Origin of the sequence: Nonomuraea sp. NPDC049141 (assembly GCF_040648415.1) — a bacterium.
Lineage (GTDB): Bacteria > Actinomycetota > Actinomycetes > Streptosporangiales > Streptosporangiaceae > Nonomuraea.
On the sequence record NZ_JBEZDR010000018.1, the window covers coordinates 151,945 to 176,848 of the forward strand.

Genomic DNA, 24,904 nt, shown 5'->3' on the forward strand with positions numbered 1-24,904 from the left:
AGAGATGTCGAGGTCGCAGGGATCGCCGCAGCGCCTGTGGGGGATTCGAGTCGTTGTGGTGCGGCAAGGGTTCGCCTCCGGTACGGCCGACTGCAGATGGGGAAAACGCGGGCGTGGGGAGCCTCGGCGCGCGATGAGAGGGCCGCAGCTGCCCGGTGCTTGAGGCGGCAGCCTAATTGATTCGATCGATCGATACAATAGTGACGTGCATGCTCGCTGGAGGATGGTCGCGGGTTCGGGGTGCGGACGCACCCGAAGGGGCGGAGTTGTCGCGCGAGGTGGGGATTTTGTCTTTGATGTCACATTCTATTCAATGTTTCGATCGATCGATACAATACATTGCCAAGATCCGGACATAGGAGTGTGTTCATGGCCGTCCCAAACTCCGAGGAATTGGCCCGCTGCGTCGAACAGATCGATCGCGACCGACTGACGAAGACCCTCTGCGAGCTCATCGAACAACCGAGTGTGAACCCCTTCGGCGAAGCGCCGAAGGGCGCAGAGGAGGGGGAGCAGCGAGTAGCGGCCTACCTTCGCGATCGGCTCGCCGAACTTGGTTGGACGTGCGACGTCGACGAGTACGCCCCCGGCCGCTACAACGCGCTGGCACGGTTTCCCGGCGCCTCGGCGGGCAGAGCGCTGATGTTCGCCGGCCATATGGACACGGTGGAGACGACGGGTTACCCGCAGGCGCTCACCGGTGTCGTCCGCGATGGCAGGGTTCACGGCCGGGGGGCGTGCGACATGAAGGCCGCGCTCGCCTGCTATCTGGAGGTCGCCGAGGTCCTGGCCGAGCGGTCGATCAGTCTCGCCGGAGATCTGCTGATCGCGGGCGTGGGCGATGAGGAGTACCGCCAGGAAGGCGCCAAGGCGCCAAGGCGCTCGGCGCGACCAGGCCCAGGGCCGACGCGGTGATCATCGGTGAGCCGACGGAGCTGACGCTCTGCCTGGCCACCAAGGGGCTCGCGGCCTACGACCTGCAGGTCACGGGGCTAGCCACGCACGGGAGTGTCCCCCAGCACGGCGCCAACGCCATCCTCACGGCGGCCCGGCTGCTGGGTGGCTTCGACGACTACCAGCGCACGCTCGACCGGCGACGGCATCCGCTGCTGGGCCCCGCGACGGTGAACGTCGGCGTCATCGAGGGCGGCACGAAGCCGAACATCGTGCCCTCCGGATGCCGCGTCCAGTTCAGTCGTCGCCTGCTTCCGGGTGAGAGCCCCGCTGACGTCTCTGTCGAGCTGGCCGCGGTCCTGGAGCCGGGCACGTGGTCGATCGGCGAGGCGTGGTGGACGGTCGACGCCTACGAACTGCCCGACGGCCACTGGCTGGGCGAGGCGCTGCACACGGCGGCCCGGCTCAGCGGCGTCCCCGACTGCGAGCCGCACGGGTTCCCCGCCAGTTCCGATGCGGCGTACTTCGGCTCGCCGGTGGCGTTGTTCGGCCCCGGCTCGCTGGCCCAGGCGCACAGCCTCGACGAGTGGGTGTCCGTCGACGACATGGTCACGGCCACGGCCGTCTACCTCCGTACCGCCTTCCTGGCCGCTGGATGAGGAGAGAACCATGTGGTTGCGCTTCATCCTGGCCGCAGTGCCGTTCGTGCTCATCCTGGGCGTCGTCCCGTGGGCCAACCGCGTCGAGCCGTACGTGCTCGGGCTGCCGTTCCTACTGTTCTGGTTGAGCCTGTCCATCGTCGTCACCTCGGTCTGCATGGCGGCGGTGTACCGGCTCGACCCGGCCAACCGGCAGGAGGCCGACCAGTGATCGCTTCGCTCGCCCTGATGGCGCTGACCCTGGCCGTGGCCGTCTACCTCGGCATACGCGCACGCGGACGCAGCGCCATGAGTCTGGAGAGATGGGCTGTCGGCGACCGCTCGCTCGGTGGCGTCTTCGTGTTCCTGCTGATGGCCGGGGAGATCTACACGACAACGACTTTTCTCGGCATCAGCGGGTTCGTCTACGCCAACGGCGGCGCGGCGTACTACATCCTCGCGTACGTGACCCTCGCCTACGTGGTCTCGTACTGGCTGCTGCCCGCACTGTGGCGGTACGCCAAGGAGCACAACCTGGTGTCGCAGGCCGACTTCTTCATCAAGAAGTACAACAGCCGGGGCCTCGGCGTCGTCGTCACGGTCATCGGCGTGGCCGCCATGGTGCCGTTCCTCGTGCTGCAGCTGAAGGGGCTCGGGATCATCGTCGCCGAGGCATCGTACAGCGCGGTGTCGTCCTCGGCCGCGATCGTGATCGGCGGGGTCCTGCTCACCGGCTACGTCACGCTGTCCGGGCTCTTCGCCGCAGCCTGGACCTCGGTCGTCAAGGACATCCTGATCGTGGTCGTGGTCGGGTTCCTCGGCATCTACCTGCCGCTGCACTACTTCGGCAGCATCGGTGACCTGTTCGCGGCGGTCGAGGCGGCGCGTCCCCAATTCGCCACACTGCACACGGACAACCTGGGCGTCTCCTGGTACATCTCGACGGTGGTGATCTCCACCCTCGGCTTCTACATGTGGCCGCACCTGTTCGCTGCCACGTTCTCGGCGCGCAAGGAGTCGACGTTCAAGAAGAACGCCGTCGTCTTCCCGCTGTACCAGCTGTTCCTGCTGTTCGTGTTCTTCGTCGGCTTCGCGGCCGTGCTGGCCGTGCCCGGACTGCCGGCCGGACAGGCCGACCTGTCGCTGCTGCGGCTGGCCAAGGAGTCGCTATCTCCCGTGGTCATCGGCCTGGTGGGCGGGGGCGGGCTGCTGGCGGCGCTGGTGCCCGGCGCGATGCTGCTGAACACCACGTCCGCGTTGATCGCCAACAACGTGTACAAGCCGCTTCGGCCAGGAGCCGACATCCGCAGGGCGGCTCAGCTCGCGGTGCCCTGCGTGGGAGCGGTGACGATCTACCTCGCGCTGAACGACGGTGCGGCGATCGTGAACCTGCTGCTGCTGGCGTACGCGCTGGTCACCCAGCTCACCCCCGCGCTCCTGCTCAGCCTGCTGCGCAGGAACCCGGTCAACCACTGGGGCGCCGGCGCCGGGATGCTGGCCGGGACCGGAGCCATCGCCTACCTGACCGTGAACGGCCTGACCGCGGCCGACGTGGCGCCGTTCCTGCCGCCCGTGCTGCAACAGCTGAACGTGGGGGTGCTGGCGCTGGTCATCAACCTCGCCGTGCTCGCCCTGGTCACCCTCGCCACCAACCGGCGTGCTCCCGCGATCAGCTCACCAGGAACCGCGTAGGTTCGCCGATCTCCAGGTCCACGCGCCGCACGGGGCGACCCCCGCGTGCGGCGCGAACCATGGCCAGGCCCCCGTCGGCGTAACTGTGGCACAGCTCCGGCAGGGTGAGGTCGCCGCTGGGCTGGAACCAGTGGGACACCGCGGTGCACATCTCCAGCAGGCCGATGGTCAGCGCCTTGGGATGCGAGACGGTGAACACACCCTCGGCGACGCCTTCTTCCACCGTGGTCCGCCACACGTTCTCGTAGGAGTCACGCAGGCCCACCACACGGTCGCGACGCTCACCGGACAGCGCCCGGATCTCGGTGTCGCTGACGATCTTCGCCAGCCGGTCGGTGACGTGCTCCCACACATGCTGCTCGATCAGCATCGCCAGGCGCCGGCAGGGTGTCTCCATCGCCTGATATGCCTGGTCGGCGGCTTGTTTGAGCGGGGCGGTGCTGGTGAACATGATGTCCACCAGCAGGTCGTCCTTGCTGCCGAAGTGGTGGTAGAGCGAGGACAGGGTGACGCCGGCCTGTGTGGCGATGTCACGGATGCCCGTGCCGTGGAACCCTCGCTCGGCGAAGAGGCTGATGGCTGCCGAGCGGATACGACGGGGCGTTTCCGCTGCATCGGCGGCGCGCGGGCGCGGCATCGTTCGGCTCCTACCTGACGAGACCATCTCGTGTGACCGAACCTACCGGATTGCGATCACTGCTGCCGTCACCCGGCCATCGTCAGGCCGCCGCTGACGGACAGGATCTGGCCGGTGACATGTGCCGGGGATGCGGCGAAGAAGGTGACCGCCTCGGCGATCTCCTCAGGCTGGGCGAGGCGCCTGTCGGGGGTGGCGCGGACGATCGCGTCCATGGTGGCCGCAGCGCGCTCGTCCTGCTTGATCTCTTCGAGCAGGGGGGTGTCGGTGGGGCCCGGGCACACGCAGTTGACGGCGATGCCGTGGCGGGCGGTCTCCCTGGCGATGGACTTGGTGAAGGCGATCGTGCCGCCCTTGCACGCGGCGTACACCGCCTCGCTGGAGGAGCCGACGCGTCCGGCGTCACTGGCCACGTTGACGATGCGGCCGCCGCCGCGTGCGACGAGCCGTGGAAGGGCCAGGTGGGTGGCGTTGAACACGCCCTTCAAGTTGATGTGGATGAGCTTGTCCCACAGCGGCGGCTCGGTGTCGGCGAATCGCTTCACGTGATCCCAGCCGGCGTTGTTGACCAGGATGTCCAGGCCGTTCAGCCGTGTGCAGGCCTCCTCCACGGCCTCGTTCATGGACGCGTGGTCGCCGACGTCGGCGGTCAGCGCGAAAACGTTGGGCACCTCGTCGGCGAGCGCCTGCGCGGCTGCGGCGTCGAGGTCGATGACGGCGACGGCGGCGCCCGAAGCGGCCAGTCTGCGAACGATCGCAGCGCCGATGCCCTTCGCGCCGCCGGTCACGATCGCCGTGGCGTTGCCGAGAGCAGGGGGGTTGAGAGGAGAGGTGTTGGTCATCATGGAAGCCTTGTCGTTGGTGGTGGAAAGCGGTGGTCAGTCGTGCGTTTCGCGGTCGAAGGTGTGGGGGCCGGTTCCGCGTGACTTGAGCACGCGCTTTTCGATCTTCTCGGTCGGTGTCTTGGGCAGCGGGCCGGTGAACTCGACGTAGCGCGGCAGCATGTGGTGGGGTAGCCGGTCGCCGCAGTAGGAGAGCAGGGTCCGGGTGTCCAGGCTCTCGCCCGGCCGAAGGGACACGACCGCCATCACGTCCTCTTCTGTGAGATCGCTCGGCACGCCGAACGCCGCCACTTCCAGTACGGCGGGATGCCGGCTGATCACCGCCTCGATGTCCAGGGCGGAGATGTTCTCCCCGCGTCGGCGGATCACGTCCGCGCCCCGGCCGACGAAGTAGAAGTAGCCGTCGTCGTCCCGGCGGGCGAGATCTCCGGTGTGGAACCACAGGTCGCGCCACGCCTGGACGGTGACCTCGGGCATGCCGAGGTACTCGTTCAGGATCACGTGCGACTCAAGGGGCCGGATGCAGATCTCCCCCACCTCGCCGGTCGGCAGCTCGAATCCGTCGGGATCCAGAACCTTGACGTCGAACGGGTGGACGGGACGTCCGCACGCCCCAGGGCGACGTGCCTCACCTGGGCGGTTGTACAGCACGATCCCGGTGTCGCTGAGGCCGTACACCTCGACGAGCTCGACGCCGAACCTGCGCTCGAAGTCACCTGCCCACTCCGGGAGCGGGACGCCCCAGCCGAGCCGGGCGGGGTTGTCCGCGTCATCGGGTGCGGGCTCCTGCTTGTCCAGCATGGTCAGCGTCGCGCCCATGAAGTCGAAGACGGTCGCCTGGAAGCGGCGCACCTGGTCCCAGAACCGCCGCACCGAGAACCGCTCCACCAGTGCCGCGGTCGCGCCGAGCAGGAACGCGGGGGCGACGGTGAAGATCGCGGCATCGGCGTGGAACAGCGGGAAGGGGCAGAACAGCACGTCGTCGGCGGTCAGACCGAGCTGCTCGGAGAAGACCTCCGCCTGCCGGAGCACGTACCGGTGCGGCAGCACACAGGCCTTCGAGCGGCCGGTGCTGCCGGAGGTGAACAGCAGAATGCTGGGGTCTCCCGGACGGGTGTCGTGACGGGGTGCAGAGGACGCGGGCGCCGTCAGGTCCTCCCAGCGCCGGAAGGAAGCGGCATCAGCGTAAGCATCGGCCTGGCCGCGGACGAAGACCGCGCGCAGGTTCACCTCGCTCAGCAGCGCTTCCCTCAGCGCCGGCAGGAACTGCTCATCGACGATCGCGACCTCGGCCCTGGACGTCCGCAGGGCGGCCGCGATCCCATCGCCCAGCAGCGCCGTGTTCACCGGCGCCGCCACGGCCCCGATCCGGCCCAGAGCCAGCCAGGAGATGACGAACTCGACGCAGTTCGGCAGGACGAGAGCCACGGTCTGCCCCGCGCACACACCGTTGTCCGCCAAGCCGGCGGCCACCGACTGGACCCGCGCGGCCAGTTGGCGGTAGGTGAGTGCGTCGTCCTCGACCCGCAGTGCCGGATGGTCGGGCTGGGTGCGGGCGTGCTGGTCGACGAGGTCGCTGAGGGTGCGCATGCCTTCGATCATGGCCGAGCCCCCCTTCGCACCCGGCGAGCCGCGAACTCGCGCAGGTTCGTCTCGGCCACGTCGGTGCGTCGCGCCTCTCCGACCGTGACCGCCTCGCGTTCCAGCGCACGCAGCAGATCCTCATGACTGCCGTCGCTGATCAACCGCCGGGTCAGTCGGACGGCCTGGGCCCGGCTCGCCAATTCCGCACCGAGTGTGACAGCCCGGTCGAGGACCTGGTCGCCGGGCAGGACCTCGGTGACCAGGCCGGCGGCCAGGGCCCATGTCGCGTCGTAGGTCCGTCCGGTGAGCAACATGTCGCGCGCACGTCCGTGCCCGATCAGGGACGGCAGCAGCACCGACGCCCCATTCGTGCACACCAGGCCCCAGGCCACCTCCGGGCAGGCGAATACGGCGTCCCGGCCGGCCATCCGCAGGTCGCAGGCCAGGGTCAGTTCCAGGCCGCCGCCCATCGCCGCGCCGTTGATCGCGGCGATACTCGGCTTGTCGGAGGTGAGCAGCACTCTCGTGACGCGTTGCAGCCCCTCGATGGTCTCGTCGAAAGTCTCGGCGTCGGTGCTGGCCGCCTCCGACAGATCGTCGCCCGAGCAGAACGCCGAGCCCGTACCGGTGAGCACGATGGCTGCCGTCTGGTCGTGCCCGTCCGCCTCGACGAGTGCATCGATGAGGTCGCACAACATCTGGTGGGACAGCGCGTTGCGCCTTTCTGGCCGGTTCAGCGTCACCACCGACACCGGCCCTCGATGGTGGAGCAGCACTCGTCGGGCGTGGCTGTCAGCGGCTGGGGTTGGGGATTCCATTGACACGAATGTATTGTATCGATCGATCGATACTATGCAAGGAGGATCATGGACGGGTATCCGGAATACCAGCGGCTGGACCTGAGCTGGGTCTCGGAAGGTGTCCTGCGGATCACCATCAACAACCCCCGCCGCGCCAACGCTCTGGATGCGGTGAGCCACGGGGAGATCACCCGAGTCTGGCGCGACGCCGAGGCCGACCCCCGGGTGCGCGCCGTCCTGGTAACCGGGGCAGGCCGCACATTCAGCGCGGGCGGGGACCTCGACTGGGTCCGCAGCCTGGCCGAGGACCCGCAGGCCCGGACCGCCGGGCTCCGCGAAGCTCGTGAACTCGTGACCAACCTCATCGAGTTCAGCAAACCAGTGGTGTCAGCGGTACGCGGGGCGGCGGTCGGAGCGGGACTCGTCGTGGCCCTGCTCGCCGACGTCTCCGTGGTCGCCAAGAACGCCCGGCTGATCGACGGCCACACGAAACTGGGCGTCGCCGCCGGTGACCACGCGGTCCTCGTCTGGCCGCTGCTGTGCGGACTGGCCAAGGCCAAGTACTACCTGCTCACGTGTGACCCGCTGGACGGCGCGGAAGCGGAGCGCATCGGCCTGGTCTCACTCGCGGTGGACGATAGCGAGGTGCTCGACAAGGCCACCGACGTCGCCATCCGGCTCGCGGGCGGTGCTCCCACCGCGTTGCGCTGGACCAAACAGGCGCTCAATTCCTGGTTGCGAACTGCCACCCCGCATTTCGACGCTGCTTTGGCGCTCGAATTCCTCGGGTTCGCCGGGTCGGAGGTGCAGGAAGGCATCGCCGCGCTCCAGGAGAAACGTCTCCCCGTGTTCCAGCCGGGCTCTCGGTCGGCATGAGGCGGGTTCACGGTTGAGAGTGGAGAGGTGGGGTGATCGCCGTTCGGGGGCTGAAGGCGAGCAATTGCACGCGAAGGTCGCCAGCGCTGGGAGCCTCGCCGCGCCTCCACCCCACGCCGGGCGAAACGATCACAGCTAACACTACGGGCCGCTGGTGCCCCGGCCTGGCTGGCATCGGCTAAGACGTGGGTGTCCACCGTGCGGACCGACAGCACGAGCCAGTCAGCGATCTCGGCGTTGGTAAGGCCCTGAGCGAGGAGGCCGACGACCTCCACCGGGTGTCCACGGGCATCAGCAACGAGAACTGGGTCCCCCTCCCTTCTCCGGCTTCGAGTCGATCGTCTCGCTGGTCGGAGACACACGCGCGAAGCACCGCTCGTGCGATCGCGCTGAGGGCCTGTCAGCGTAAATGGCGGTGGTAGGCCAGCCATCGGGTTGGGTGAGCTGCTTGCGGCAGTCATCAACAATGCTGGCCGTCATGCCGTCATGATCAAGGATCTGGCGGGGGGGCTAGGGGCACCAGCCGTTGTGTTGGCAAGTCGGCTCGGAGAACAGGTCCGGGGTCTGCTCTTCTTCGAGCAGCCGGGCCAGCACGAAATCGGCGAGGGCACCGGCGCTCATGGGTCTAGATCCAAAGCCCCCTGAGCCGTGCTACCGGACGGAACATCTACCAACAACCGTCGTACCTGCTCGTGCGACATCCCCGCATGCTGACCGATCCGACGCAACCCCCAGCCTTCCCCCCGCGCGTCCGCCATCGCTGCCCTCGACGCCTCGCGACCACGCTGTCCAGCATCACCCGCAACTCCGCGAGCCGCCGCAACCTGATCGCCGGAGCCAACCCAACCAGCTCGGCACAGAACCGCTCAACATCCGACCGGATGAACGCGACACCCTCGAACTCCGCCATCCAGCAAGACTGACCTGGTCAACCCACTGGCGGCTGATCAACAAATGTGACAGTAACCCCGGTTCACCGGACGTTTCCTACTCGAGGGCCGTGTTCGAGCCGGAACCTCGGACAGCACGACGTCTGGACCGCTGACCTGGGCTTACACGGACAGCGTGTACCTAATCGCAGCTTCGTTAACGACGGGCCTATTTGGACGGTCGGCGCGCGTACCCAGACGGTCGGCTCGTGTCAGAGGACCGTCGGCTGTCAGCTCGGCAGGGAGAAGCGGACCGGCATGTGCTTGATCCCGTTGATGAAATCGGACCGCATCCGCTTGACCGGCCCCGCGTGCTCCGCCTCGGGGAAGCGGCGCAGCAGCTCCCTGATCATGCAGGTGATCTGCAGCCGCGCCAGGTTGGCGCCCAGGCAGAAGTGCGGGCCGCCGCCACCGAACGTCAGGTGGTCGTTGGGGTTACGGCGGATGTCGAAGGTGTACGGATCGGCGAAGACGTCCTCGTCGTGGTTGGCGGACATGTAGAACGTGACCACCTTCTCCCCCTCGGCGATCTTCTGGCCGCGGAGTTCGGTGTCGCGCGTGGCCGTACGCCGGAAGTTGTGGATCGAGGAGCCCCAGCGCAGGAACTCCTCGGTGGCGCTGCGCCACAGATCCTCGTCGTCGAGACCGGCGGCCAGGTCGCGATAGCTGTCCGGGTGGGTGATGAGGGCGTTCATGGCGTGGGCGATGAGGTTGCGGGTGGTCTCGTTCCCGGCGACGCAGAGGATCACGAAGAAGGAGTCGATCTCGTCCCTGGTCAGCCTGTCGCCGTCGACCTCCGCCTGCACGAGGGCGGTGAGGATGTCGTCACGCGGGTTGCGGCGGCGGTCGTCGACCAGGCCGTCGCAGTAGGCGAAGATCTCGGCCGCGGCGTTCTCGCCATCCTCGGGCGTGGTGCGGAAGTCGGGATCCTGGAAGCCGACCATGCGGTTCGACCACTCGAAGATCAGGTGGTGATCCTCCTCGGGGACGCCGATGAGGTCGCAGATCATCTGCAGCGGCAGATATTCGGCCACGTCGGTCACGAACTCGACCTCGCCGTTCCGGTCGCGCGCGTCGTTCGCGATCTTCTCGGCGCGCCGCTGTACGGTCCCGCGCAGCCGGCCGATCGTCCTGGGCGTGAAACCCGCGCTCACCAGGCGGCGGTAGCGGGTCTGCTTGGGCGGGTCCATGTTCAGGAGCGTCATGCTGGCGATCTCGATGAACTCCGGCGTCTGCGTACGGATGAACGCGGTCCCGATCTCGGTCGACCAGGTATGCACATCCCTGCTGATCGCCCTCACATCATGATATTTCGTGACAGCCCAGAAGCCGGTGTCGTCGGGGACGTCGTGCCAGTGGACGGGCGCGTTCTGGCGCAGGTAGGCGAACTGGTCGTGCGGAACTTCGCGTTCCCACGTGTCTTCGAGCAGGTTGATCCGCATGGGCTCCCTTTCGGCGCGATGAGCTAGGAGTCGAGCAGTCAGAGCAGTTCGGGGTGGTCAGGGCCACCCCGAAGGAGGTCGGGCAGGCCGAGCAGGTCGCGCAGGCTTTCGACGACGGCCCGTTCCTCGACCGCCAAGGGATCGAGCCGGTGCTGCACCGCGCAGCCGATCAGCACCCCGAGCACGGCCGTCGCCGTCCGTTCCGGTGATCGGCGAAGCGGCACCCCTGCCGTCTCGGCCCAGTCGGACAGCCCTCCGGTGAGCCGGGCCCGGATGTCGGCGTAGCGCCGCGCCAGCGGCTCGGCGATGACGGGATCGCGCGCGCCGTGCAGCCACAGCTCCAGTTCGAGCAGGAGCCATGACGCACCGCGATCCTCGTCCGTACGGGTCAGCGCTTGGAACAGGGCGGCCAGCCGGTCGTCGAGCTCGGTGATCTCCTCGAACCCGGCGAGCAACTCGGCCGCGGCCTGGTCCTTCCACACCTCCAGCAGCGCGAGCAGGAGCCCTTCCTTGCCGCCGAAGTGGTTGTACAGCGCGCCGGTGGTGCGATCGGCCGCATCGGCCACCGCCTCGGCGGACACCGCGTGGAACCCCTTGCGGGCGAACAGGTCCGCCGCCGCGTCGATCAGCCGGGCCCGGGTCTCGGCTCGTCGCTGATCCTGGGTACGCGCCACCTGGGGCTCCGATCGGATATCGGGACGGCTACATATGTTTACCTTCCGATATATATGCTTGAACGAGCGCTTGGTCAAGCCCTCTCGTGATGCCATCCCTTGACCCTGTGCGTACGCGACCTTGACCCTTGTGGAAACAGGCGCCGCCGCACGCCTTCCTAGGCTGTGGCGCATGCGACTGCCGCGGATGATGATCATGCTGGTTGCGACCGCCATCGCCGTGGTTTCCTGCGGTCCGCCGCCCGCGCCCATGGTGGCGACCATCGAGTCCGCGCCACCGCTGAAGCCCTCGCCGCGAAAGCACGCCCGGCCGGTCGCCCGCGAAACCAACGTGTACGCCCATGACCGGCCAGGAATGCTCAGCCCACGGGTCGAGCACCTGACCCCTCGGGTGTACGTCCCCAACAGCGAGTCGAACACGGTGGACGTCATCAACCCGCGGACCTTCCGCGTCGTGCACCGCTACCGGGTCGGCGCCCTGCCCCAGCACGTCGTGCCCTCCTGGGACCTGAAGACGCTGTGGGTCAACGAGAACCAGGGCAACCGGCTCACCCCCATCAACCCGGTCACGGGCCGCCCCGGCAAACCGGTGCCCGTGGACGACCCGTACAACCTGTACTTCACCCCTGACGGCTCGTACGCGCTGGTCATGGCCGAACGCAACAACCGCCTCGACTTCCGCGACCCGCACTCGATGCGCCTGATCCGCTCCCTCGACCTGCCGTGCAGGGGCGTCAACCACGGCGACTTCACCGCCGACGGATCCGTCTTCCTGGCCAGCTGCGAGTTCTCCGGCCGGCTCGTGGCGATCAACTGGCGGCGCCCCCGCGTGAAGAAGGTGATCGGTGTCGGGGCGGGGAACATGCCGCAGGACGTCAAGCTCTCGCCCGACGGGCGGCGCTTCTACGTCGCCGACATGATGGCGGGCGGCGTGTGGATCATCGACGCCACCACCTTCCGGCGAGTGGGCTTCCTGCGCACCGGCAAGGGCGCGCACGGCCTGTACGTCAGCAGGAACGCGCGGCTGCTCTACGTCTCCAACAGGGGCGAGGGGACGGTCTCCGTCGTCTCGTTCGCCCGCCGCGAGGTGGTCGACCGGTGGCGGATCCCGGGCGGCGGCTCACCCGACATGGGTGGAGTGTCGGCGGACGGCAAGCAGCTCTGGCTCTCCGGGAGGTACCACGGGGTCGTCTACGTCTTCTCCACCGAGACCGGCAAACTGCTCCACAAGATCAAAGTCGGTCAGGGGCCGCACGGCCTGTGCTTCTTCCCGCAGCCCGGACGCTACTCCCTCGGTCACACCGGAGTGTTCCGCTGACCTGTCGCCGTCAGTAGGGAGAGGACGGCCGCTGGTCCGATGCGGTGTCGATCACTTCGTCCAGAACGTCACGGGAGCGGATCAAGTCGGTGATCATCCGGTTGATCCGGTCCCGTTCGGCGGCGAGGTCGGTGACCAGCCGCGGCGTGGCGATCTCGGAGGGGCGGCCGTCCGCGTCCCGCATGCAGGGCAGCAGTCGCGCGATCTTCTCACTGTGCAGGCCCGCCGCGAACAGCTCCTGGATGCGGATGACCCGGTCGACCGCGCTGTCCGGAAAATCCCGATGGCCGCCGGGAGTGCGCTCGGCGGTCAGCAGCCCCTGCTGCTCGTAGTAGCGCAGTGAGCGCTCGCTCACGCCGGTGCGCTGAGCCAGTTCACCGATCCGCATGCTCCGCCTCGGGTTGAATCTGACATTGATGTGAACTTCTACCGTATCGGCATGACGGATGTCTCCCCATCGCCCCGCCGCCTGGGGTGGACCCTGGCACTGCTGGCGTTCGCCCAGTTCATCATCGCTATCGACTACAACATCGTCTACGTCGCGCTGCCCGAGATCGGGCGAGAGCTGAGCTTCTCCGGTCAGAGTCTGCAATGGGTGGTCAGCGCGTACGCGGTCACGCTCGGCGGCTTCATGCTGCTGGGCGGCCGGGCCGCGGACCTGCTGGGGCGGCGGCGCGTGTTCATCATCGCCCTCGTTCTCTACGCCGGCTCATCGCTGGTCGGCGGGCTCGCCGGGAGCCCGGGACCGCTGATCGCGGTGCGCGCCGTGCAGGGGCTGGCCGCGGCGCTGCTGTTCCCGGCCACGCTGTCCCTGGTCAGCACCACCTTTGCCGAAGGCCCCGCGCGCAACCGCGCGCTCGCCGTCTGGGCCGCCACGGGCGGCGGCGGTCTCGCCGCGGGCGCGCTGCTCGGCGGAGTGCTCACCAACGTCTTCGGGTGGGAGTCGACCTTCTACATCTTCGTCCTGCTGGCCAGCGCGGCTCTCCTGGCGGCCCTCCCACTCCTTCCCACCGACCCGGCCCGCGATGGGGCCGACGTACGGGAACGCCGCTTCGATGTGCCCGGTGCGCTGACCGCGACCGCCGGGATCACGCTGCTGGTCTTCGTCCTGGCGCAGGGCCCGGAGTGGGGCTGGACCTCCCCGTCCATCCTCACCGCCTTCGGTCTCGGCCTCGCGCTGCTGGTGGTGTTCGCGGTGATCGAATCCCGTAGCCGCGATCCGCTCGTTCCTCCGCGCATGTTCGCCAATCCCAGCCTGGTCGCGGCCATGGCGGTCACCGCGGTGTTCGGGGCGGGCCTGGGCGCCCACTACTACCTGCTCACCGTCTACCTCCAGGACATCCTCGGGTACGACCCGTTGCGGGCGGGCCTGGCGTACCTGCCGCTGACGTTGCTCAACATCGTCGGCACCAAGGTCGCCGAGCGGCTGGTCACCCGTGCGGGCATGCGCGCCGCCCTGACCACCGGCCTGCTGATCGGTACGGCCGGCATGATCCTGCTCGCCCTTGCCGTCTCTCCCCACTCCCCCTTCATCGCCGTGCTGCCCGGCATCATGGTGGCCGGTCTGGGGATGGGCATCGTCTGGACCTCGATGTGGATCGCGGCGGGCAACGGTGTCGCGGCGAGCGAGCAGGGTGTCGCCTCCGGGATGGCGTCCGTGACCCACCAGACCGGGCTGGCGATCGGCACCGCCCTGATGGTGGCCGTCGCCAACGCCGGAATCGGCGGCCTGGCCGGCGACGCGCTGCGACGGGAGCTCACGAACGGCCTGACCATGGCGTACTACTTGGCCGCCGGCGTGACCTTCCTCGGCGTCCTGATCGCCGGCCTCACCCTCGGCCACCGGCACCTCGGTCGGCGCCACGGAAGCCTCGCTCAGCCCGCCGACGCAACAGTGGTCACGCGGGCCGGCGACGCCCCCTGCCTCGGACCGCCCGCGCGTTCGGTCTGATCAGAGCCGATCGGCGGCGCCGCCGTCAGGCCGGGCTGTGCGAGCGGAGGGCGAACCGCTCGGCGAACGCGGACATCTCATCGCGCTGCTGGTCCAGTTCGGGGGCGCTGGGGTTCACGACGATGCGGGTCACGCCTTGTGCGGCAAGTGCCTCGACCTGCTCGGCGGGCATGTCGATCGACCCCCATCGCGTGTACTCCAGCGCTTCCGGGCTGCGGCCGGCCTCGACGGCGGTCGAGCGGGCGAGGTCGAGCTGGATGGCGCGCTCGTTCAGATCGAGCGCGCCGCCGGGGAAGTAGCCGTCGCCCCGGCGTCCGGCGCGGCGGGCGGCCGCCCGGCTCGATCCGCCGATGTGGATCGGCAGGTGGGTGACCCCGTAGGGCTTGGGGAACTGGCACAGGTCCTCGAAGGCGAAGAACTCCCCGGCGAAGCTGACGCCCTCTTCGCCACCGCCCCAGAGCAGCCGCATGACATCGATCGCCTCATCAGTACGACGGCCGCGGGTGCTGAAGTCGACCCCCACCGCCCGGGCCTCGCCCGCCAAGGAGCCGAGGCCCACGGTCAGCAGCCGCATCCGTCCCTTGGACAGCAGATCGATGGTCGCCAGGCGCTTGGCGAGGATCACCGGATGGTGGTACGGCAGCAGCAGCACCCCCGTTCCGAGCAGGATCCGCTCCGTGGCCGCGGCGACGAAGCTCAGGCAATCGAGCGGATCGCCGTAAGGCAGCGACGGCGGGAGCTCAAAGGGCCCGACCGCGGCGCCGGGATAGAGCGCGATGTGCTCCGGCAGGTACAGCGACTCGAAGCCACAGTCCTCGGCATGCCGGGCATAGGCCGTGATCCTTTCGGGGTCAACGCCGTAGTAGGCCGAGTTGTAGCTGATCCCGAACTTCATCCGTCATTCCTCCGATGATGCGGCACCCACTTGTCGCGGCCACGCTAGAACGTTGCCACCAGCGTCAAGGCAACTGAGACAGCGGAGAGCTGATCAGGGTCGCCCAGGGTGCCGACTCCCCGCCGGAGAGCCGGGCTCAGTTGCCCACGCCGAGGTTGGACATGAACGCGGGCGGGTATCGGTCGCCGCGGGCCGCGTTCGGTGGCACCGCCTTCTCGATCTCCGCGAGGTCGTCCGCGGTGAGGTCCAGGTCGATCGCGGGCAGCGCCTCGGCCAGCCGCTCGCGGGTGCGCGCGCCGACCAGCGGCACGATGCCCTCGCCCTGTGCGGCCACCCAGGCGATGGCCAGCTGGGCGACGGTGCGGCCCTTCGCCTCGGCGACCCGGCGCAGGGCCTCTACGAGGGCGAGGTTGTGTTCCACGTTCCCACCGGAGAAGCGCGGGCTGATGCCGCGGATGTCGCCGGGACCGGCGGTGTGACCGGCGGTCCAGTGCCCGGAGATGAGGCCGCGGCCGAGGACGCCATAGGCGGTCAGGCCGATGCCGAGCTCCCGCAGTGTGGGCAGAACGTCCGCCTCCACCGCCCGGGACAGCAGTGAGTACTCGATCTGCAGGTCGGCGATCGGGTGCACGGCGTGCGCCCGGCGGATCGTCGCCGCATCGACCTCCGACAGGCCGATGTGCCGCACGTGTCCGGCGTCGATCATCTCCTTGATCGCGCCCACCGTCTCCTCGATCGGTACCGCCGGGTCCAGCCGGGCGGGACGGTAGATGTCGATGTGGTCGGTGCCCAGCCGGGTCAGCGAGTAGGCCAGGAAGTTCTTCACCGCATCGGGACGGCTGTCATGCCCGCCGAACTCGGAACCCGGCCCCCGCAGCATGCCGAACTTGACGCTCAGCTGGTAGCTGTCGCGATCCCGGCCGCGCAGCGCCTCGGCGAGCAGCAACTCGTTGTGGCCCATGGCGTAGAAGTCGCCGGTGTCGATCAGTGTGATGCCGCTCTCCAGCGCGGCGTGCACGGTGGCGATGCTCTCCGCGCGGTCGGTCGCGCCGTAACCGCCCGACATGCCCATCGCACCCAGGCCCAGCTCGGACACGGTCGGTCCGGTGTCGCCCAAAGTTCGGCTCCGCATCACGTTCTCCCTCGTTGTCAGATGTCGTCCCCCCAACCATGGGCCCGGGCCGGGACCTGCGGGAGCGGAGCGTTCATCATGGGAGAGCCGCTCCCTGGCTCGGCTGACGGGCCGCGAGGCAGGATGTAGCCATGCAACGTGACCAGCTCGCCGACTTCCTGCGCCGCCGCCGCGAGGCGATCCGTCCGGCCGAGGTGGGCCTCGCCGACGGCCCTCGCCGCCGTACCGCCGGCCTGCGCCGGGAAGAGGTGGCGATGCTCGCCGGCATGTCGGTGGACTATGTCGTACGCCTTGAGCAGGGTCGCAGCAGTCAGCCCTCGACCCAGCTGCTCGGCTCGCTGGCCCGGGCGTTGCGTTTCTCCGACGACGAGCGTGACCATCTGTTCCACCTGGCAGGCCACCGGCCGCCGCCCGCCGACGGGGTGGCCCGCCTGGCCCGCGCCGGCCTGATGCGCATGCTCGACCTGCTCGGCGACACCCCGGCCATGGTGCTGTCCGATCTGGGGGAGGTCCTCGCCCAGAACCGGGCGGCCGTCCTGCTGATGGGCGACCAGACCGGCTTCTCCGGCGACCGGCGCTACATCATGTACCGCTGGTTCACCGAGCCCGCCGTCCGCGCCGTCTGTCCGCCCGAGGAGCAGGAGCATCGGGCCCGTCAGCTCGTGGCCGACCTGCGCGCGGCCGCCGGCCGCCGGTCCGGCGACCCCACGGTCGACGGACTCGTCGACCGTCTGCGGGCCGCGAGCGCCGACTTCCGCCGGCTCTGGGCCGAGCACGAGGTGGCGGTCCGGCGCGCCGACCGCAAGACCATGCTGCATGAGCGGGTGGGCCGGCTGACCATGAACTGCGAGACCCTGGTCACTCCCGATCAGGGGCAGCAGCTGCTGGTGCTCACCCCGGCGGACGCCGATACGCGCGAGCGGCTGGAGCTGCTGCGGGTGCTCGGCATCGAGGAGTTCCCCACGGGGGCAAGGGGCACGCCCGTACGGTGAAGCGGCCGCTGGAGACGTTGTAGGTGTCGTGTCAGCGGCTGCGTCAGGACGGCAACGGCCCGGGCGATCACGTTGATCGGCTACCTGCGGGCGCGCGCGTCGTTCACGAAGCGAGGGTGATCTCGGCCAGCTCACGCCAATCCCGCTGCTGTCCGTCACGGGTCGCCTCGGTGAACGCGGTTTCACCGAGGCGATTCCGCGTGTCCGCGGCGATCCTGGAGGCGTCCGGCTGCGAACGATCAGGTGTACCGCGCACGCTGTCGCTTCCCGCGAGCAATCGGGCGGCCTGCTCGTACTGTTTCTGGCGCAGTGCGAGATCCGCGACCCCGATCAACATCTCGGCGATCAGCGGTGGATACGTCATCTCCACAGCGGCGCGGAACGCCTCGGTCTGATGCTCGCGGGCCTTGTCGAGATCCTCGGTGAGGTAGCCGGACAGGTTCGCGGCCTTGACGCGGGCCAAGGCGCTCAGTTCCTCGCTGCCCAGCATCGCCCGCACCATGGCCAGGTGCTGATGTGCCTTGTCCGGCTCGCCGCGCCAGCGCGCCAGCTGCGCCTTCGAAAGCTCCAGGTCGGCAAGCGTGTCCGGCCAGGTGATCCCCTCCGCGTACCGCTGAGCTTCGGCCATGGCGGATGCGCTGGATCGCTCGTCGCCGAGCAGCCAGTACAGCTGAGCCTGCCGCGCCCGCAGGCCGACCACGTCCTCGATCGCGCCTACCTCGGTCAGCGCCACAGCCGCCTCTTCGTGGTGCTCACACGCGCGGGCGAACTCGCCGCGCATGGCGAGCCGATCGGCCAGGAAGGTCAGCGACAACGAGATCCCCATCCGGTCACCCAGCGTGCGGAACTCGGCGAGGGCGATCTCGGCGTCGATGTCCACGTCGGTCTCGTCGCCGCCGAGCGTGAGCCGGAATCGGCCGCGAGTGATCCTGGCCTGCGCGCGCACCCAGGGATCGTCGTCGGTGATGAGCGGCTCGAGCACGGGCAGGAAGTCCGTCGGCGCCCGCAGCAGTTGCTCCCACAGCGCGACGAACCCGAGCATCTGGTGGTGATGCCCGCCGCGCTGGGTGAGCCGGTGCGCCTTGTGGATCCACTCCTCCGCCTGATACTGATCGCGGCCGGGCCCGGAGGTCAGGAACACCGTCACGATGGTGTACGCCAGCGCCCGCACCTCATCGGAGACCTCACCCTGCAGCGAGGCCGCCGCGATGCTCAACTCGGTGCCCTCGGTCCGGTGCCCGCTGAGGAACCAGTACCAGCCCGCGGCCCCGACCAGCCGCATCGCCTCCTGGGCCCATCCCTCGGAGATCGCCCCGCGCAGGGCCGCACTGATGTTGTCGTGCTCGGCCTCGAGCCTGGACAGCCACTCCAGTTGCTCGGCCCGGCGCAGGTGCGGATCGGCCGTCTCGGCCAGCTCGGTGAAGTAGGCAAGGTACGCCTGGCGCGCCGGCTCGGTCTCCCCGGCTTCGGCCAGCCGGTGCGCCGCGTACTCCCTGATGGTGTTGAGCATCCGGTAGCGCGGCATGCCCTCGCCGTCGGCGAGGAGAAGCGACTTCTCGATCAACGCGGTCAGCACGTCGAAAAGCTGTTCCCCGGCGAGTGCCTCGTCCCCGCACACCCGTTCGGCCGCTTCCAGGCTCGCCCCGCCGGCGAACACCGAGAGCCGCCGCAGCACGCCGCGTTCGGCCTCGGTCAACAGATCCCAGCTCCAGTCCACGACCGCGCGCAGCGTCTTGTGCCGGGGAAGCGCCGTACGGCTGCCGCTGGTCAGCAGCCGGAACCGGTCATCGAGCCGATGTGCCAGCTGATCGACGGACATGGTACGCAGCCGTGCCGCGGCCAGCTCGATCGCCAGCGGCACCCCGTCGAGCGCCCGGCAGATCCGCGCCATGCCCGACAAGGCGTGCGCGTCGGAGCCGATGTCCTTGCGCACCAGATCCGCGCGGTCCCGCAGCAGTCGCACCGCCGGCGAGGACCCGACCTCGGCGGGGTCCGCTCCCTGCGCGGGCAGCGCGAGCGGCTCGACCTGCCACAGCACCTCCCCGGTGATGCCGAGTGGCTCCCTGCTCGTGGCCAGGATCCGCAGCCTCCGGCACTCCCCCAGAAGCCGGTCCGCGAAAGCGGCGGCCGCCTCGATCACGTGCTCGCAGTTGTCCAGGATCAGCAACATCGTGCGCTCCCGGACCGCGGCGATGAGCCGATCCATCGGCTCCCCGTCCCGCGCACCACCGAGCAATGGCTGGTCACGCAGGCCGAGCGCGGTAAGGGCGGCCTGCGCCAGATCGCCGCCTGCCCCCACCGAGGCCAGTTCGACCAGCCACGCCCCATCCGGCAGCTCGGTGAGCATCGTCCGCGCGGTCTCCGTGGCCAGCCTCGTCTTGCCGGAGCCACCCGCGCCCGTCAAGGTGACCAGTCGGTGCCCGATGGCCAGAACGGCGACCGCGGCGATGTCATCGTCCTTGCCGACGAAACTCGTCAGCTCGGCGCGCAGGTTCGTCCTGCGGTTCTCCGCCCGCTCGCCCAGCTCACCCCGCAGCAGCGCGGTGTGCAGCGCGGAGAGCTCGGCCGACGGATCGGCGCCCAACTCCTCAGCGAGCCGCTCGCGCGTCCGCTGGTAGACGGTCAACGCCTCGTTTCCACGCCCCGCCTCGGCGAGCGCTCGCATCAAGGCCGCCACGAACCCCTCTCGCAGTGGGTACGTGGCAACCAGCTCGGTCAGCTCGGAGACCAATTCCGAGCCACGGCCGAGGCGAATGTCCGCATCCACCCGATCGCCGAGCACGGCGACGTAGAGGTCGTCCAGACGCGCGACCGCGGCGTCGAACGCATCGCTGTCTCGCAGTGCGATGTCCGCCATGGCCGAACCGCGCCACAGTGCCAAGGCCGCGCGCAGCAGATCCGCCCGCGCGGCGGGCTCGGCGGCACGGGCCTGACCGACCAGGTGCTCGAACCGAGACACGTCCACGGCATCAGGAGCCACGGCCAGCCGGTATCCGCCGGAGCTCGCCTCGATGACGCCGTCAGGCAACGCCCTGCGCAGCCTGGACACCAACGCCTGCAAGGCATTCACTTCGTCCGCGGGCGGCTGTTGCCCCCAGATCCAGTCCACCAGCCTCGCACGCGTGACGATCCGGCCCGGTTCGAGGGCGAGTGCGGCCAGCAGCGCGCGCAGCCGAATCCCGGGAACCTCCGCCACGACCCCATCGTGGTTGCGAACCTCGAACGGTCCAAGCAATTCAACTCGCACATCAGACATTGTGCCGTGTCATGTCAGCGGCCGTGTCAGCACGGCGACGGCCCCATATCAGGGCGGTCGGCGATGGTGGATGCCATGGAACACACCGTCACCACGATGCCGGCCACGCGTCAGCCCGGCTGTCCCTTTGACCCGCCCAAGGAGCTGATCCAGGCCCGCGAGCAGAGCCCGATCAGCCACTTCCCCTTCCCCGACGGACATCAGGGCTGGCTGGTCACCGGCTTCGACCTGGTCCGGTCGGTCCTGGCCGACTCGCGGTTCAGCTCGCGCAAGGAGCTCATGGGCCACCACCCGACCATCGACTACGGCGGCTTCGAGGTCCCGCCGGCGCCGCCCGGTGAGTTCCTGCTCATGGACGAGCCGCAGCACGGCCGCTACCGCAAACCGCTGGTGGGCAAGTTCACCGTCCGGCGGATGCGGCTGCTCACCGAGCGCGTCGAGCAGGTCACCGCCGAGCACCTGGACGCGATGGAGAAGGCCGGGCCGTCGGCGGACCTGGTGACCGCGTTCGCCAAGCCCATCCCCGCCATCATCATCTGTGAGCTGCTGGGCGTGCCGTACGAGGACCGGGGCTCCTTCCAGGACAACATCGACAAGTTCCTCGGCGGGGAGGTGAGCGACGAGGAGCTGATCGCGGCCTACACCGCGACCCAGAGCTACCTCGCGGAGCTGGTGGCCGCCAAACGCGCCAACCCCACCGACGACGTGCTCAGCGACCTGCTCGACAGCGACCTCACCGACGAGGAACTGAAAGGGATGGCCCTGATCCTGCTGTCGGCCGGGTTCGACACCACCGCGAACATGCTCGCGCTGGGCACCTTCGCGCTGCTGCGGAACCCGGAGCAGCTGGCCGCGCTGCGCGCCGACCCCGCGCTCACCGAAGGGGCCGTCGAGGAGCTGCTGCGCTATCTGAGCGTCGCCAAGCAGTTCCAGAGGGTCGCGCTGGAGGACGTCGAGCTGGGCGGCCACACCATCAAGGCCGGCACGACGGTCATCCTGTCTCTCAACACCGCCAACCGCGACCCCGAACGCTTCACCGACCCCCAAGCGCTCAACCTGCGCAGGCAGGACGGCGGGCACCTGGCCTTCAGCCACGGCATCCACCAGTGCCTGGGCCAGCAACTGGCCCGCGTCGAGATGCGGGTCGCCTTCCCCGCGCTGCTCAACCGCTTCCCCACCCTGCGCCTGGCCGTACCGGCCGACGAGGTCGCCCTGCGCCCGGAGGCCGCGGACATCTACGGGGTCAAGAGCCTCCCGGTCACCTGGGACGCGTGACCGGGAATGATCGTGCCCGCTCTCTGTGTTGCGCGGAGCAAAGATTCGTCGACAGCGTGGAGATGGGCGACATGCCACTCAAAGGCGAGTACGAGCCGAGCACGGCGCAGTTCGTACGTGACCAGGTGGAACTGTACGAAAGCTCCGGTGGTACGGAAGGAACGACGCTCGGCAGCCTGGTCGGTTCGGAAGACGTGCGGCGGCGGGACCTGCCTGTCGTCATCCTGACCACCCTGGGCGCGAAGAGCGGCAAGATCCGCAAGTCCCCGCTCATGCGGGTGGAGCACGACGGCTCCTACGCCGTCGTCGCCTCCTTGGGAGGCGCCCCCAAGCACCCGGTCTGGTACTACAACGTGGTGGCCGACCCCCGGGTGGAGCTTCAGGACGGCCCGGTGCGCCAGGACATGCTGGCACGCGAGGTGACCGGGGACGAGAAGGCCGTGTGGTGGGCTCGCGCCGTCGAGGCGTACCCGGACTATGCCGACTACCAGAAGAAGACGGACCGGGAGATCCCGCTCTTCGTTCTGGAGCCGGCGGCCGAGGAGCACTGATTCCGGGCCCTTACCGTGGGCTCCGGGTCGATGCGCCGGTCATGCGCCGCATGATCGCGGCGACGGTGGCGGGGTGAGTGAGGTGCGGATGGTGCCCGGCGCCGGGGACGGTCGTGACAGTCGCCGGGCCGGGCTCGCCGGCCAGCGGATCCAGCTGTCCGGCCACGATGTGGACCGGGACTGAGACGGTTCCGCCCAGCAGGGCTTGGAGGGCGGCGCGTTCTGTGGGCTGGTACGCGGCCCGCAGCCACTGGGCCGTACGACGGGCGACGCCGGGCCGGTGCAGTTGGGCGGCGGCGCTCGCGATGGCCCGACGGGCCTCGTCTGAGGGAACGCCGCCGCTCGTGCCCAGGAGTGAGGTCGCGAGCCGGTCGGTGGAGATCCTCTTCAGGAGTGGCGCGGCGAGCATCGGTGTACGGAGCAGCCACGAAGCCTCCTCCTGGAGGAAATAGGGCGAGACGAGGAGCAGGGCCGAGACGCGTTCGGGATGAGCGGCGGCATAGCGGAGCGCCGGTGCGGTGGCCGCCGAGTGGGCGACGATGACGGGCCGGGTTCGTACGGGCGCCAGCAGATCGGTGAGCCAGTCCAGCGAGGTGGCAGCCGTGGGCGCGGAACGGCCGAGTCCCGGCAGATCGGCGACGAGGGCGGGTGCTTCGTCCAGTTCGCCGAGCACTCCCTGCCAGGACTCGCCGTCGAGGGGAAGCCCGTGCAGGAGGACGAAGCCGGGCGAGGTCCTGTCGCCGGCGACATAGGTCCGGGATCCGCCGACGTCGTGGAAGCCGCCGGGAAGCCCGCCCGGGGCCGTCCCGAACCTCTCCGCCACCAGCCGATCGGCCCAGCGGCGCAGCGCGGTCTCGACGGGTGGCTGCCGGAGCCCCGCGGCCTCGGCGACCTTCTCGGCTGAGACCGTGTCGTACCGGTCCTCGGTCAGGAAGGCCAGGGTCTCGGGGTTGGCTCCGGTCAGCGCGGCGGGCAGGCGGCGGATCAGGGACACCGGTACGAGAGTCCTCGGCGCGGGTACGCCCAGGTGGCCGCCGAGCAGGCGCACCAGGTCGGGCAGGTCCGGGGTGTTCTCGTCGAGCACCCAGTGCAGGCCGCCGGGCTCCGGGTCGTGGTCGGGAATGGCGGCCATGAACTTCGCGAAATGATCCACGCTCACCACGGGCACGAACGTACGGGCGGTGCCCGGCAGCGCCGGAAGCTTACCCATCCACAGGTCGCGGACCAGTTCGGCCAGGCCGATGAACTGGCCGGCCTCGCCCGTGGTGGAGTGGCCGATCACGGTGCTCGGATTCACCACGGTCAGCGGGACCCCCAACTGCGCCGCGATGACCCGTACGGCCGCGTCCCCCTCGGTCTTGGAGCCTTCATAGGCCCCCTTGCCTCGGTAGAGCTTCACCAGTTCGGCCTCCGGGAGCGGATACCGCGCCACCGGGTCCAGCCCGACCCGGTAGCCCGACACGTGGACCAGCCTGCGCAGGCCGGTCCGGGTCGCGGCCCAGCGCAGCACGTTCAGGGCGCCTTCGACGTTGACCGTCCTGGCCTCCTCGCGCCGCAGCCCGAACCGGTAGACGGCGGCGGTGTTGAAGACCTCCCGTACGCCGGCCAGCCGCTCGTCGTCCGCCCCGCTCAGCCCCAGGCCCGTACCGGCCGTGAGATCACCGGCCACGACCACGAGCCGTTCGGCACTCACGCCGTGATCTTGTAGCCAGGCGCGCAGTTCGCCCGCGCGGCTCTGCACCGGTTCGCGGAGAACGGCCGCGATCGTGCGGCCCTGCTTCAGCAGGTGCAGCACCGTCCACCTGCCGATGAAGCCGTTCGCGCCGAACACCACGGCGTCCATCTCTTCCATTCCCATTCCTATCTAGACCGATCTACATAATCTGTGAGCAGAAAAAAGGCGCCGGCACCCCCTGCGCTGGTCAGCCAGTGCCGAGCAGCTTGGCGATGCGGCGGCCGGTCCGCTCGATGGGGATCCGGCTGCGGCCGGCGCGAGCCAGCACCAGCGCGCCTTCGATCAGGGCGAGCACTGTCGCCGCGAGCTCGTCCGACTCCTCCGCGTCGTGACCGTCGGCCCGCAGGGCATCGGCCAGCGCCCGCTGCCAGCCCGCGTAGATGCCGCCGCAGATCGGCTGGAGGTCGTCGTTGGTCGCGGCGACCTCCAGGGCGACGGTCGCCACCGGGCAGCCCTTGGCGTAGCCGGCCGCCACCATCCGGTCGGCCAGCCCGTCCAACAGGGCCTGAATGAGATCGCGAGCGGTGGAAGCCGTCGCGGCCAGCTCTTCGACCATGCCGTCGACCTCCCGGCCCGCGGCGGCGAGGGCCTCGCCGACCAGCTGGTCCTTGCCGCCGGGGAAGTGATGATAAAGCGAACCCCGAGGGGCGCCGGCCACCACGAGCACCTCATTGAGCCCGGTGCCGTGGTAGCCCTTCGCCTCCACGAGCGTCCGAGCCGCCTCGATCAGCCGGGCCCGCGTCTCATCACCTTTGATCGCCACCCTCTAGAAAATAGACCGGTCTGCATAG

The 24,904-nt window shown here is 69.2% G+C and carries 22 protein-coding genes and 1 pseudogene; 10 read left to right on the forward strand and 13 right to left on the reverse strand.

Going from position 1 to position 24,904, the window contains the following annotated elements; genetic code table 11:
• Positions 1-369 precede the first annotated feature (369 nt).
• From AB0B91_RS43300 to AB0B91_RS43315, 4 genes are read left to right on the forward strand one after another with little or no spacing between them, the layout of a single operon-like run.
• Positions 370-915 carry a M20/M25/M40 family metallo-hydrolase gene (locus AB0B91_RS43300; protein WP_358333347.1) on the forward strand — a complete coding sequence of 182 codons (546 nt, stop codon included), beginning with the start codon at positions 370-372 and terminating at the stop codon, positions 913-915.
• Positions 912-1,553, forward strand: a complete 642-nt coding sequence (locus AB0B91_RS43305) for a M20/M25/M40 family metallo-hydrolase (RefSeq protein WP_358333349.1) — start codon at positions 912-914, stop codon at positions 1,551-1,553. The genes AB0B91_RS43300 and AB0B91_RS43305 overlap by 4 nt, the downstream gene beginning before the upstream one ends.
• Before the next feature lie 10 nt (positions 1,554-1,563).
• Positions 1,564-1,764, forward strand: coding sequence for a DUF3311 domain-containing protein (locus tag AB0B91_RS43310; RefSeq protein WP_358333351.1), 201 nt, complete (start codon positions 1,564-1,566; stop codon positions 1,762-1,764).
• Complete coding sequence (locus AB0B91_RS43315; RefSeq protein ID WP_358333352.1) at positions 1,761-3,224, forward strand: sodium:solute symporter family protein; 1,464 nt, start codon at positions 1,761-1,763, stop codon at positions 3,222-3,224. The genes AB0B91_RS43310 and AB0B91_RS43315 overlap by 4 nt, the downstream gene beginning before the upstream one ends.
• On the opposite strand, the gene AB0B91_RS43320 is transcribed toward AB0B91_RS43315, so the two are convergent.
• The 4 genes from AB0B91_RS43320 to AB0B91_RS43335 all read right to left on the reverse strand — a co-directional run bounded on the left by AB0B91_RS43320 (position 3,202) and on the right by AB0B91_RS43335 (position 7,105).
• The gene (locus AB0B91_RS43320; RefSeq protein ID WP_358333354.1) at positions 3,202-3,861 is read right to left on the reverse strand and encodes a TetR/AcrR family transcriptional regulator; all 660 of its coding nucleotides are present in this window, start codon (positions 3,859-3,861) and stop codon (positions 3,202-3,204) included. The two genes, AB0B91_RS43315 and AB0B91_RS43320, sit on opposite strands and share 23 nt — an antisense overlap.
• Positions 3,862-3,929: 68 nt before the next feature.
• Positions 3,930-4,706 carry an SDR family NAD(P)-dependent oxidoreductase gene (locus AB0B91_RS43325; RefSeq protein WP_358333357.1) on the reverse strand — a complete coding sequence of 259 codons (777 nt, stop codon included), beginning with the start codon at positions 4,704-4,706 and terminating at the stop codon, positions 3,930-3,932.
• A 33-nt stretch (positions 4,707-4,739) separates the two neighbouring features.
• The gene (locus AB0B91_RS43330; protein ID WP_358333360.1) at positions 4,740-6,293 is read right to left on the reverse strand and encodes an AMP-binding protein; all 1,554 of its coding nucleotides are present in this window, start codon (positions 6,291-6,293) and stop codon (positions 4,740-4,742) included.
• A gap of 8 nt (positions 6,294-6,301) precedes the next feature.
• The gene (locus AB0B91_RS43335; RefSeq protein WP_358333363.1) at positions 6,302-7,105 is read right to left on the reverse strand and encodes an enoyl-CoA hydratase/isomerase family protein; all 804 of its coding nucleotides are present in this window, start codon (positions 7,103-7,105) and stop codon (positions 6,302-6,304) included.
• Positions 7,106-7,153: 48 nt separating this feature from the next.
• Here AB0B91_RS43335 and AB0B91_RS43340 point away from each other — a divergent pair, with 48 nt between their 5' ends.
• Positions 7,154-7,963, forward strand: a complete 810-nt coding sequence (locus AB0B91_RS43340) for an enoyl-CoA hydratase/isomerase family protein (protein WP_358333365.1) — start codon at positions 7,154-7,156, stop codon at positions 7,961-7,963.
• A 194-nt stretch (positions 7,964-8,157) separates the two neighbouring features.
• Here AB0B91_RS43340 and AB0B91_RS43345 read toward each other — a convergent pair.
• The 3 genes and pseudogenes from AB0B91_RS43345 to AB0B91_RS43355 all read right to left on the reverse strand — a co-directional run.
• Positions 8,158-8,424 (reverse strand): annotated as a pseudogene (locus AB0B91_RS43345) (hypothetical protein); the annotation flags it as partial.
• A 698-nt stretch (positions 8,425-9,122) separates the two neighbouring features.
• Entirely contained in the window at positions 9,123-10,334 is a 1,212-nt protein-coding gene (locus AB0B91_RS43350) for a cytochrome P450 (protein ID WP_358333368.1), read from the reverse strand.
• 38 nt (positions 10,335-10,372) lie between these two features.
• Positions 10,373-11,008, reverse strand: coding sequence for a TetR/AcrR family transcriptional regulator (locus AB0B91_RS43355; protein WP_358333371.1), 636 nt, complete (start codon positions 11,006-11,008; stop codon positions 10,373-10,375).
• Positions 11,009-11,180: 172 nt separating this feature from the next.
• Here AB0B91_RS43355 and AB0B91_RS43360 point away from each other — a divergent pair, with 172 nt between their 5' ends.
• Positions 11,181-12,326 carry a YncE family protein gene (locus AB0B91_RS43360; RefSeq protein ID WP_358333374.1) on the forward strand — a complete coding sequence of 382 codons (1,146 nt, stop codon included), beginning with the start codon at positions 11,181-11,183 and terminating at the stop codon, positions 12,324-12,326.
• Positions 12,327-12,336: 10 nt separating this feature from the next.
• Here AB0B91_RS43360 and AB0B91_RS43365 read toward each other — a convergent pair whose 3' ends face one another.
• Positions 12,337-12,714, reverse strand: a complete 378-nt coding sequence (locus AB0B91_RS43365) for a MerR family transcriptional regulator (protein ID WP_358333377.1) — start codon at positions 12,712-12,714, stop codon at positions 12,337-12,339.
• Between the two features lie 51 nt (positions 12,715-12,765).
• On the opposite strand from AB0B91_RS43365, the gene AB0B91_RS43370 reads away from it, so the two are divergent.
• The gene (locus tag AB0B91_RS43370) at positions 12,766-14,277 is read left to right on the forward strand and encodes an MFS transporter (RefSeq protein WP_358333380.1); all 1,512 of its coding nucleotides are present in this window, start codon (positions 12,766-12,768) and stop codon (positions 14,275-14,277) included.
• Between the two features lie 25 nt (positions 14,278-14,302).
• Here the strand turns inward: AB0B91_RS43370 and AB0B91_RS43375 are convergent, their stop codons facing one another.
• Together AB0B91_RS43375 and AB0B91_RS43380 are read right to left on the reverse strand one after the other, a co-directional pair.
• Positions 14,303-15,172 carry a TIGR03619 family F420-dependent LLM class oxidoreductase gene (locus AB0B91_RS43375; protein ID WP_358333383.1) on the reverse strand — a complete coding sequence of 290 codons (870 nt, stop codon included), beginning with the start codon at positions 15,170-15,172 and terminating at the stop codon, positions 14,303-14,305.
• A gap of 136 nt (positions 15,173-15,308) precedes the next feature.
• Positions 15,309-16,304, reverse strand: coding sequence for an aldo/keto reductase (locus AB0B91_RS43380; RefSeq protein ID WP_358333385.1), 996 nt, complete (start codon positions 16,302-16,304; stop codon positions 15,309-15,311).
• Between the two features lie 131 nt (positions 16,305-16,435).
• Between AB0B91_RS43380 and AB0B91_RS43385 the strand changes: the two genes are divergently transcribed.
• Positions 16,436-17,296 carry a helix-turn-helix transcriptional regulator gene (locus AB0B91_RS43385; protein WP_358333388.1) on the forward strand — a complete coding sequence of 287 codons (861 nt, stop codon included), beginning with the start codon at positions 16,436-16,438 and terminating at the stop codon, positions 17,294-17,296.
• 103 nt (positions 17,297-17,399) lie between these two features.
• Here the strand turns inward: AB0B91_RS43385 and AB0B91_RS43390 are convergent, their stop codons facing one another.
• Complete coding sequence (locus tag AB0B91_RS43390) at positions 17,400-20,492, reverse strand: BTAD domain-containing putative transcriptional regulator (RefSeq protein WP_358333391.1); 3,093 nt, start codon at positions 20,490-20,492, stop codon at positions 17,400-17,402.
• Between the two features lie 135 nt (positions 20,493-20,627).
• On the opposite strand from AB0B91_RS43390, the gene AB0B91_RS43395 reads away from it, so the two are divergent.
• Both AB0B91_RS43395 and AB0B91_RS43400 read left to right on the forward strand, forming a co-directional pair.
• Positions 20,628-21,827, forward strand: coding sequence for a cytochrome P450 (locus AB0B91_RS43395; RefSeq protein ID WP_358333394.1), 1,200 nt, complete (start codon positions 20,628-20,630; stop codon positions 21,825-21,827).
• A 71-nt stretch (positions 21,828-21,898) separates the two neighbouring features.
• On the forward strand, positions 21,899-22,378 hold the full coding sequence (locus tag AB0B91_RS43400) for a nitroreductase family deazaflavin-dependent oxidoreductase (protein WP_358333397.1): 480 nt from the start codon (positions 21,899-21,901) through the stop codon (positions 22,376-22,378).
• A 10-nt stretch (positions 22,379-22,388) separates the two neighbouring features.
• Here AB0B91_RS43400 and AB0B91_RS43405 read toward each other — a convergent pair whose 3' ends face one another.
• Complete coding sequence (locus tag AB0B91_RS43405; protein WP_358333400.1) at positions 22,389-24,230, reverse strand: alpha/beta fold hydrolase; 1,842 nt, start codon at positions 24,228-24,230, stop codon at positions 22,389-22,391.
• 70 nt (positions 24,231-24,300) lie between these two features.
• A complete protein-coding gene (locus AB0B91_RS43410) occupies positions 24,301-24,876 on the reverse strand; it encodes a TetR/AcrR family transcriptional regulator (RefSeq protein ID WP_358333403.1) in 576 nt (191 codons plus the stop codon).
• Between the last annotated feature and the right edge of the window lie 28 nt (positions 24,877-24,904).

Excerpts from the sequence above, each read along its gene's own strand:
- AB0B91_RS43365 (WP_358333377.1), bottom strand. The coding sequence starts at position 12,714 with ATGCGGATCGGTGAACTGGCTCAGCGCACCGGCGTGAGCGAGCGCTCA.
- AB0B91_RS43370 (WP_358333380.1), top strand. The coding sequence starts at position 12,766 with ATGACGGATGTCTCCCCATCGCCCCGCCGCCTGGGGTGGACCCTGGCA.
- AB0B91_RS43325 (WP_358333357.1), bottom strand. The coding sequence starts at position 4,706 with ATGATGACCAACACCTCTCCTCTCAACCCCCCTGCTCTCGGCAACGCC.
- AB0B91_RS43395 (WP_358333394.1), top strand. The coding sequence starts at position 20,628 with ATGGAACACACCGTCACCACGATGCCGGCCACGCGTCAGCCCGGCTGT.
- AB0B91_RS43340 (WP_358333365.1), top strand. The coding sequence starts at position 7,154 with ATGGACGGGTATCCGGAATACCAGCGGCTGGACCTGAGCTGGGTCTCG.
- AB0B91_RS43320 (WP_358333354.1), bottom strand. The coding sequence starts at position 3,861 with ATGCCGCGCCCGCGCGCCGCCGATGCAGCGGAAACGCCCCGTCGTATC.
- AB0B91_RS43380 (WP_358333385.1), bottom strand. The coding sequence starts at position 16,304 with ATGCGGAGCCGAACTTTGGGCGACACCGGACCGACCGTGTCCGAGCTG.
- AB0B91_RS43405 (WP_358333400.1), bottom strand. The coding sequence starts at position 24,230 with ATGGAAGAGATGGACGCCGTGGTGTTCGGCGCGAACGGCTTCATCGGC.
- AB0B91_RS43335 (WP_358333363.1), bottom strand. The coding sequence starts at position 7,105 with ATGGAATCCCCAACCCCAGCCGCTGACAGCCACGCCCGACGAGTGCTG.
- AB0B91_RS43330 (WP_358333360.1), bottom strand. The coding sequence starts at position 6,293 with ATGCGCACCCTCAGCGACCTCGTCGACCAGCACGCCCGCACCCAGCCC.
- AB0B91_RS43310 (WP_358333351.1), top strand. The coding sequence starts at position 1,564 with ATGTGGTTGCGCTTCATCCTGGCCGCAGTGCCGTTCGTGCTCATCCTG.
- AB0B91_RS43400 (WP_358333397.1), top strand. The coding sequence starts at position 21,899 with ATGCCACTCAAAGGCGAGTACGAGCCGAGCACGGCGCAGTTCGTACGT.
- AB0B91_RS43360 (WP_358333374.1), top strand. The coding sequence starts at position 11,181 with ATGCGACTGCCGCGGATGATGATCATGCTGGTTGCGACCGCCATCGCC.
- AB0B91_RS43385 (WP_358333388.1), top strand. The coding sequence starts at position 16,436 with ATGCAACGTGACCAGCTCGCCGACTTCCTGCGCCGCCGCCGCGAGGCG.
- AB0B91_RS43300 (WP_358333347.1), top strand. The coding sequence starts at position 370 with ATGGCCGTCCCAAACTCCGAGGAATTGGCCCGCTGCGTCGAACAGATC.
- AB0B91_RS43375 (WP_358333383.1), bottom strand. The coding sequence starts at position 15,172 with ATGAAGTTCGGGATCAGCTACAACTCGGCCTACTACGGCGTTGACCCC.
- AB0B91_RS43350 (WP_358333368.1), bottom strand. The coding sequence starts at position 10,334 with ATGCGGATCAACCTGCTCGAAGACACGTGGGAACGCGAAGTTCCGCAC.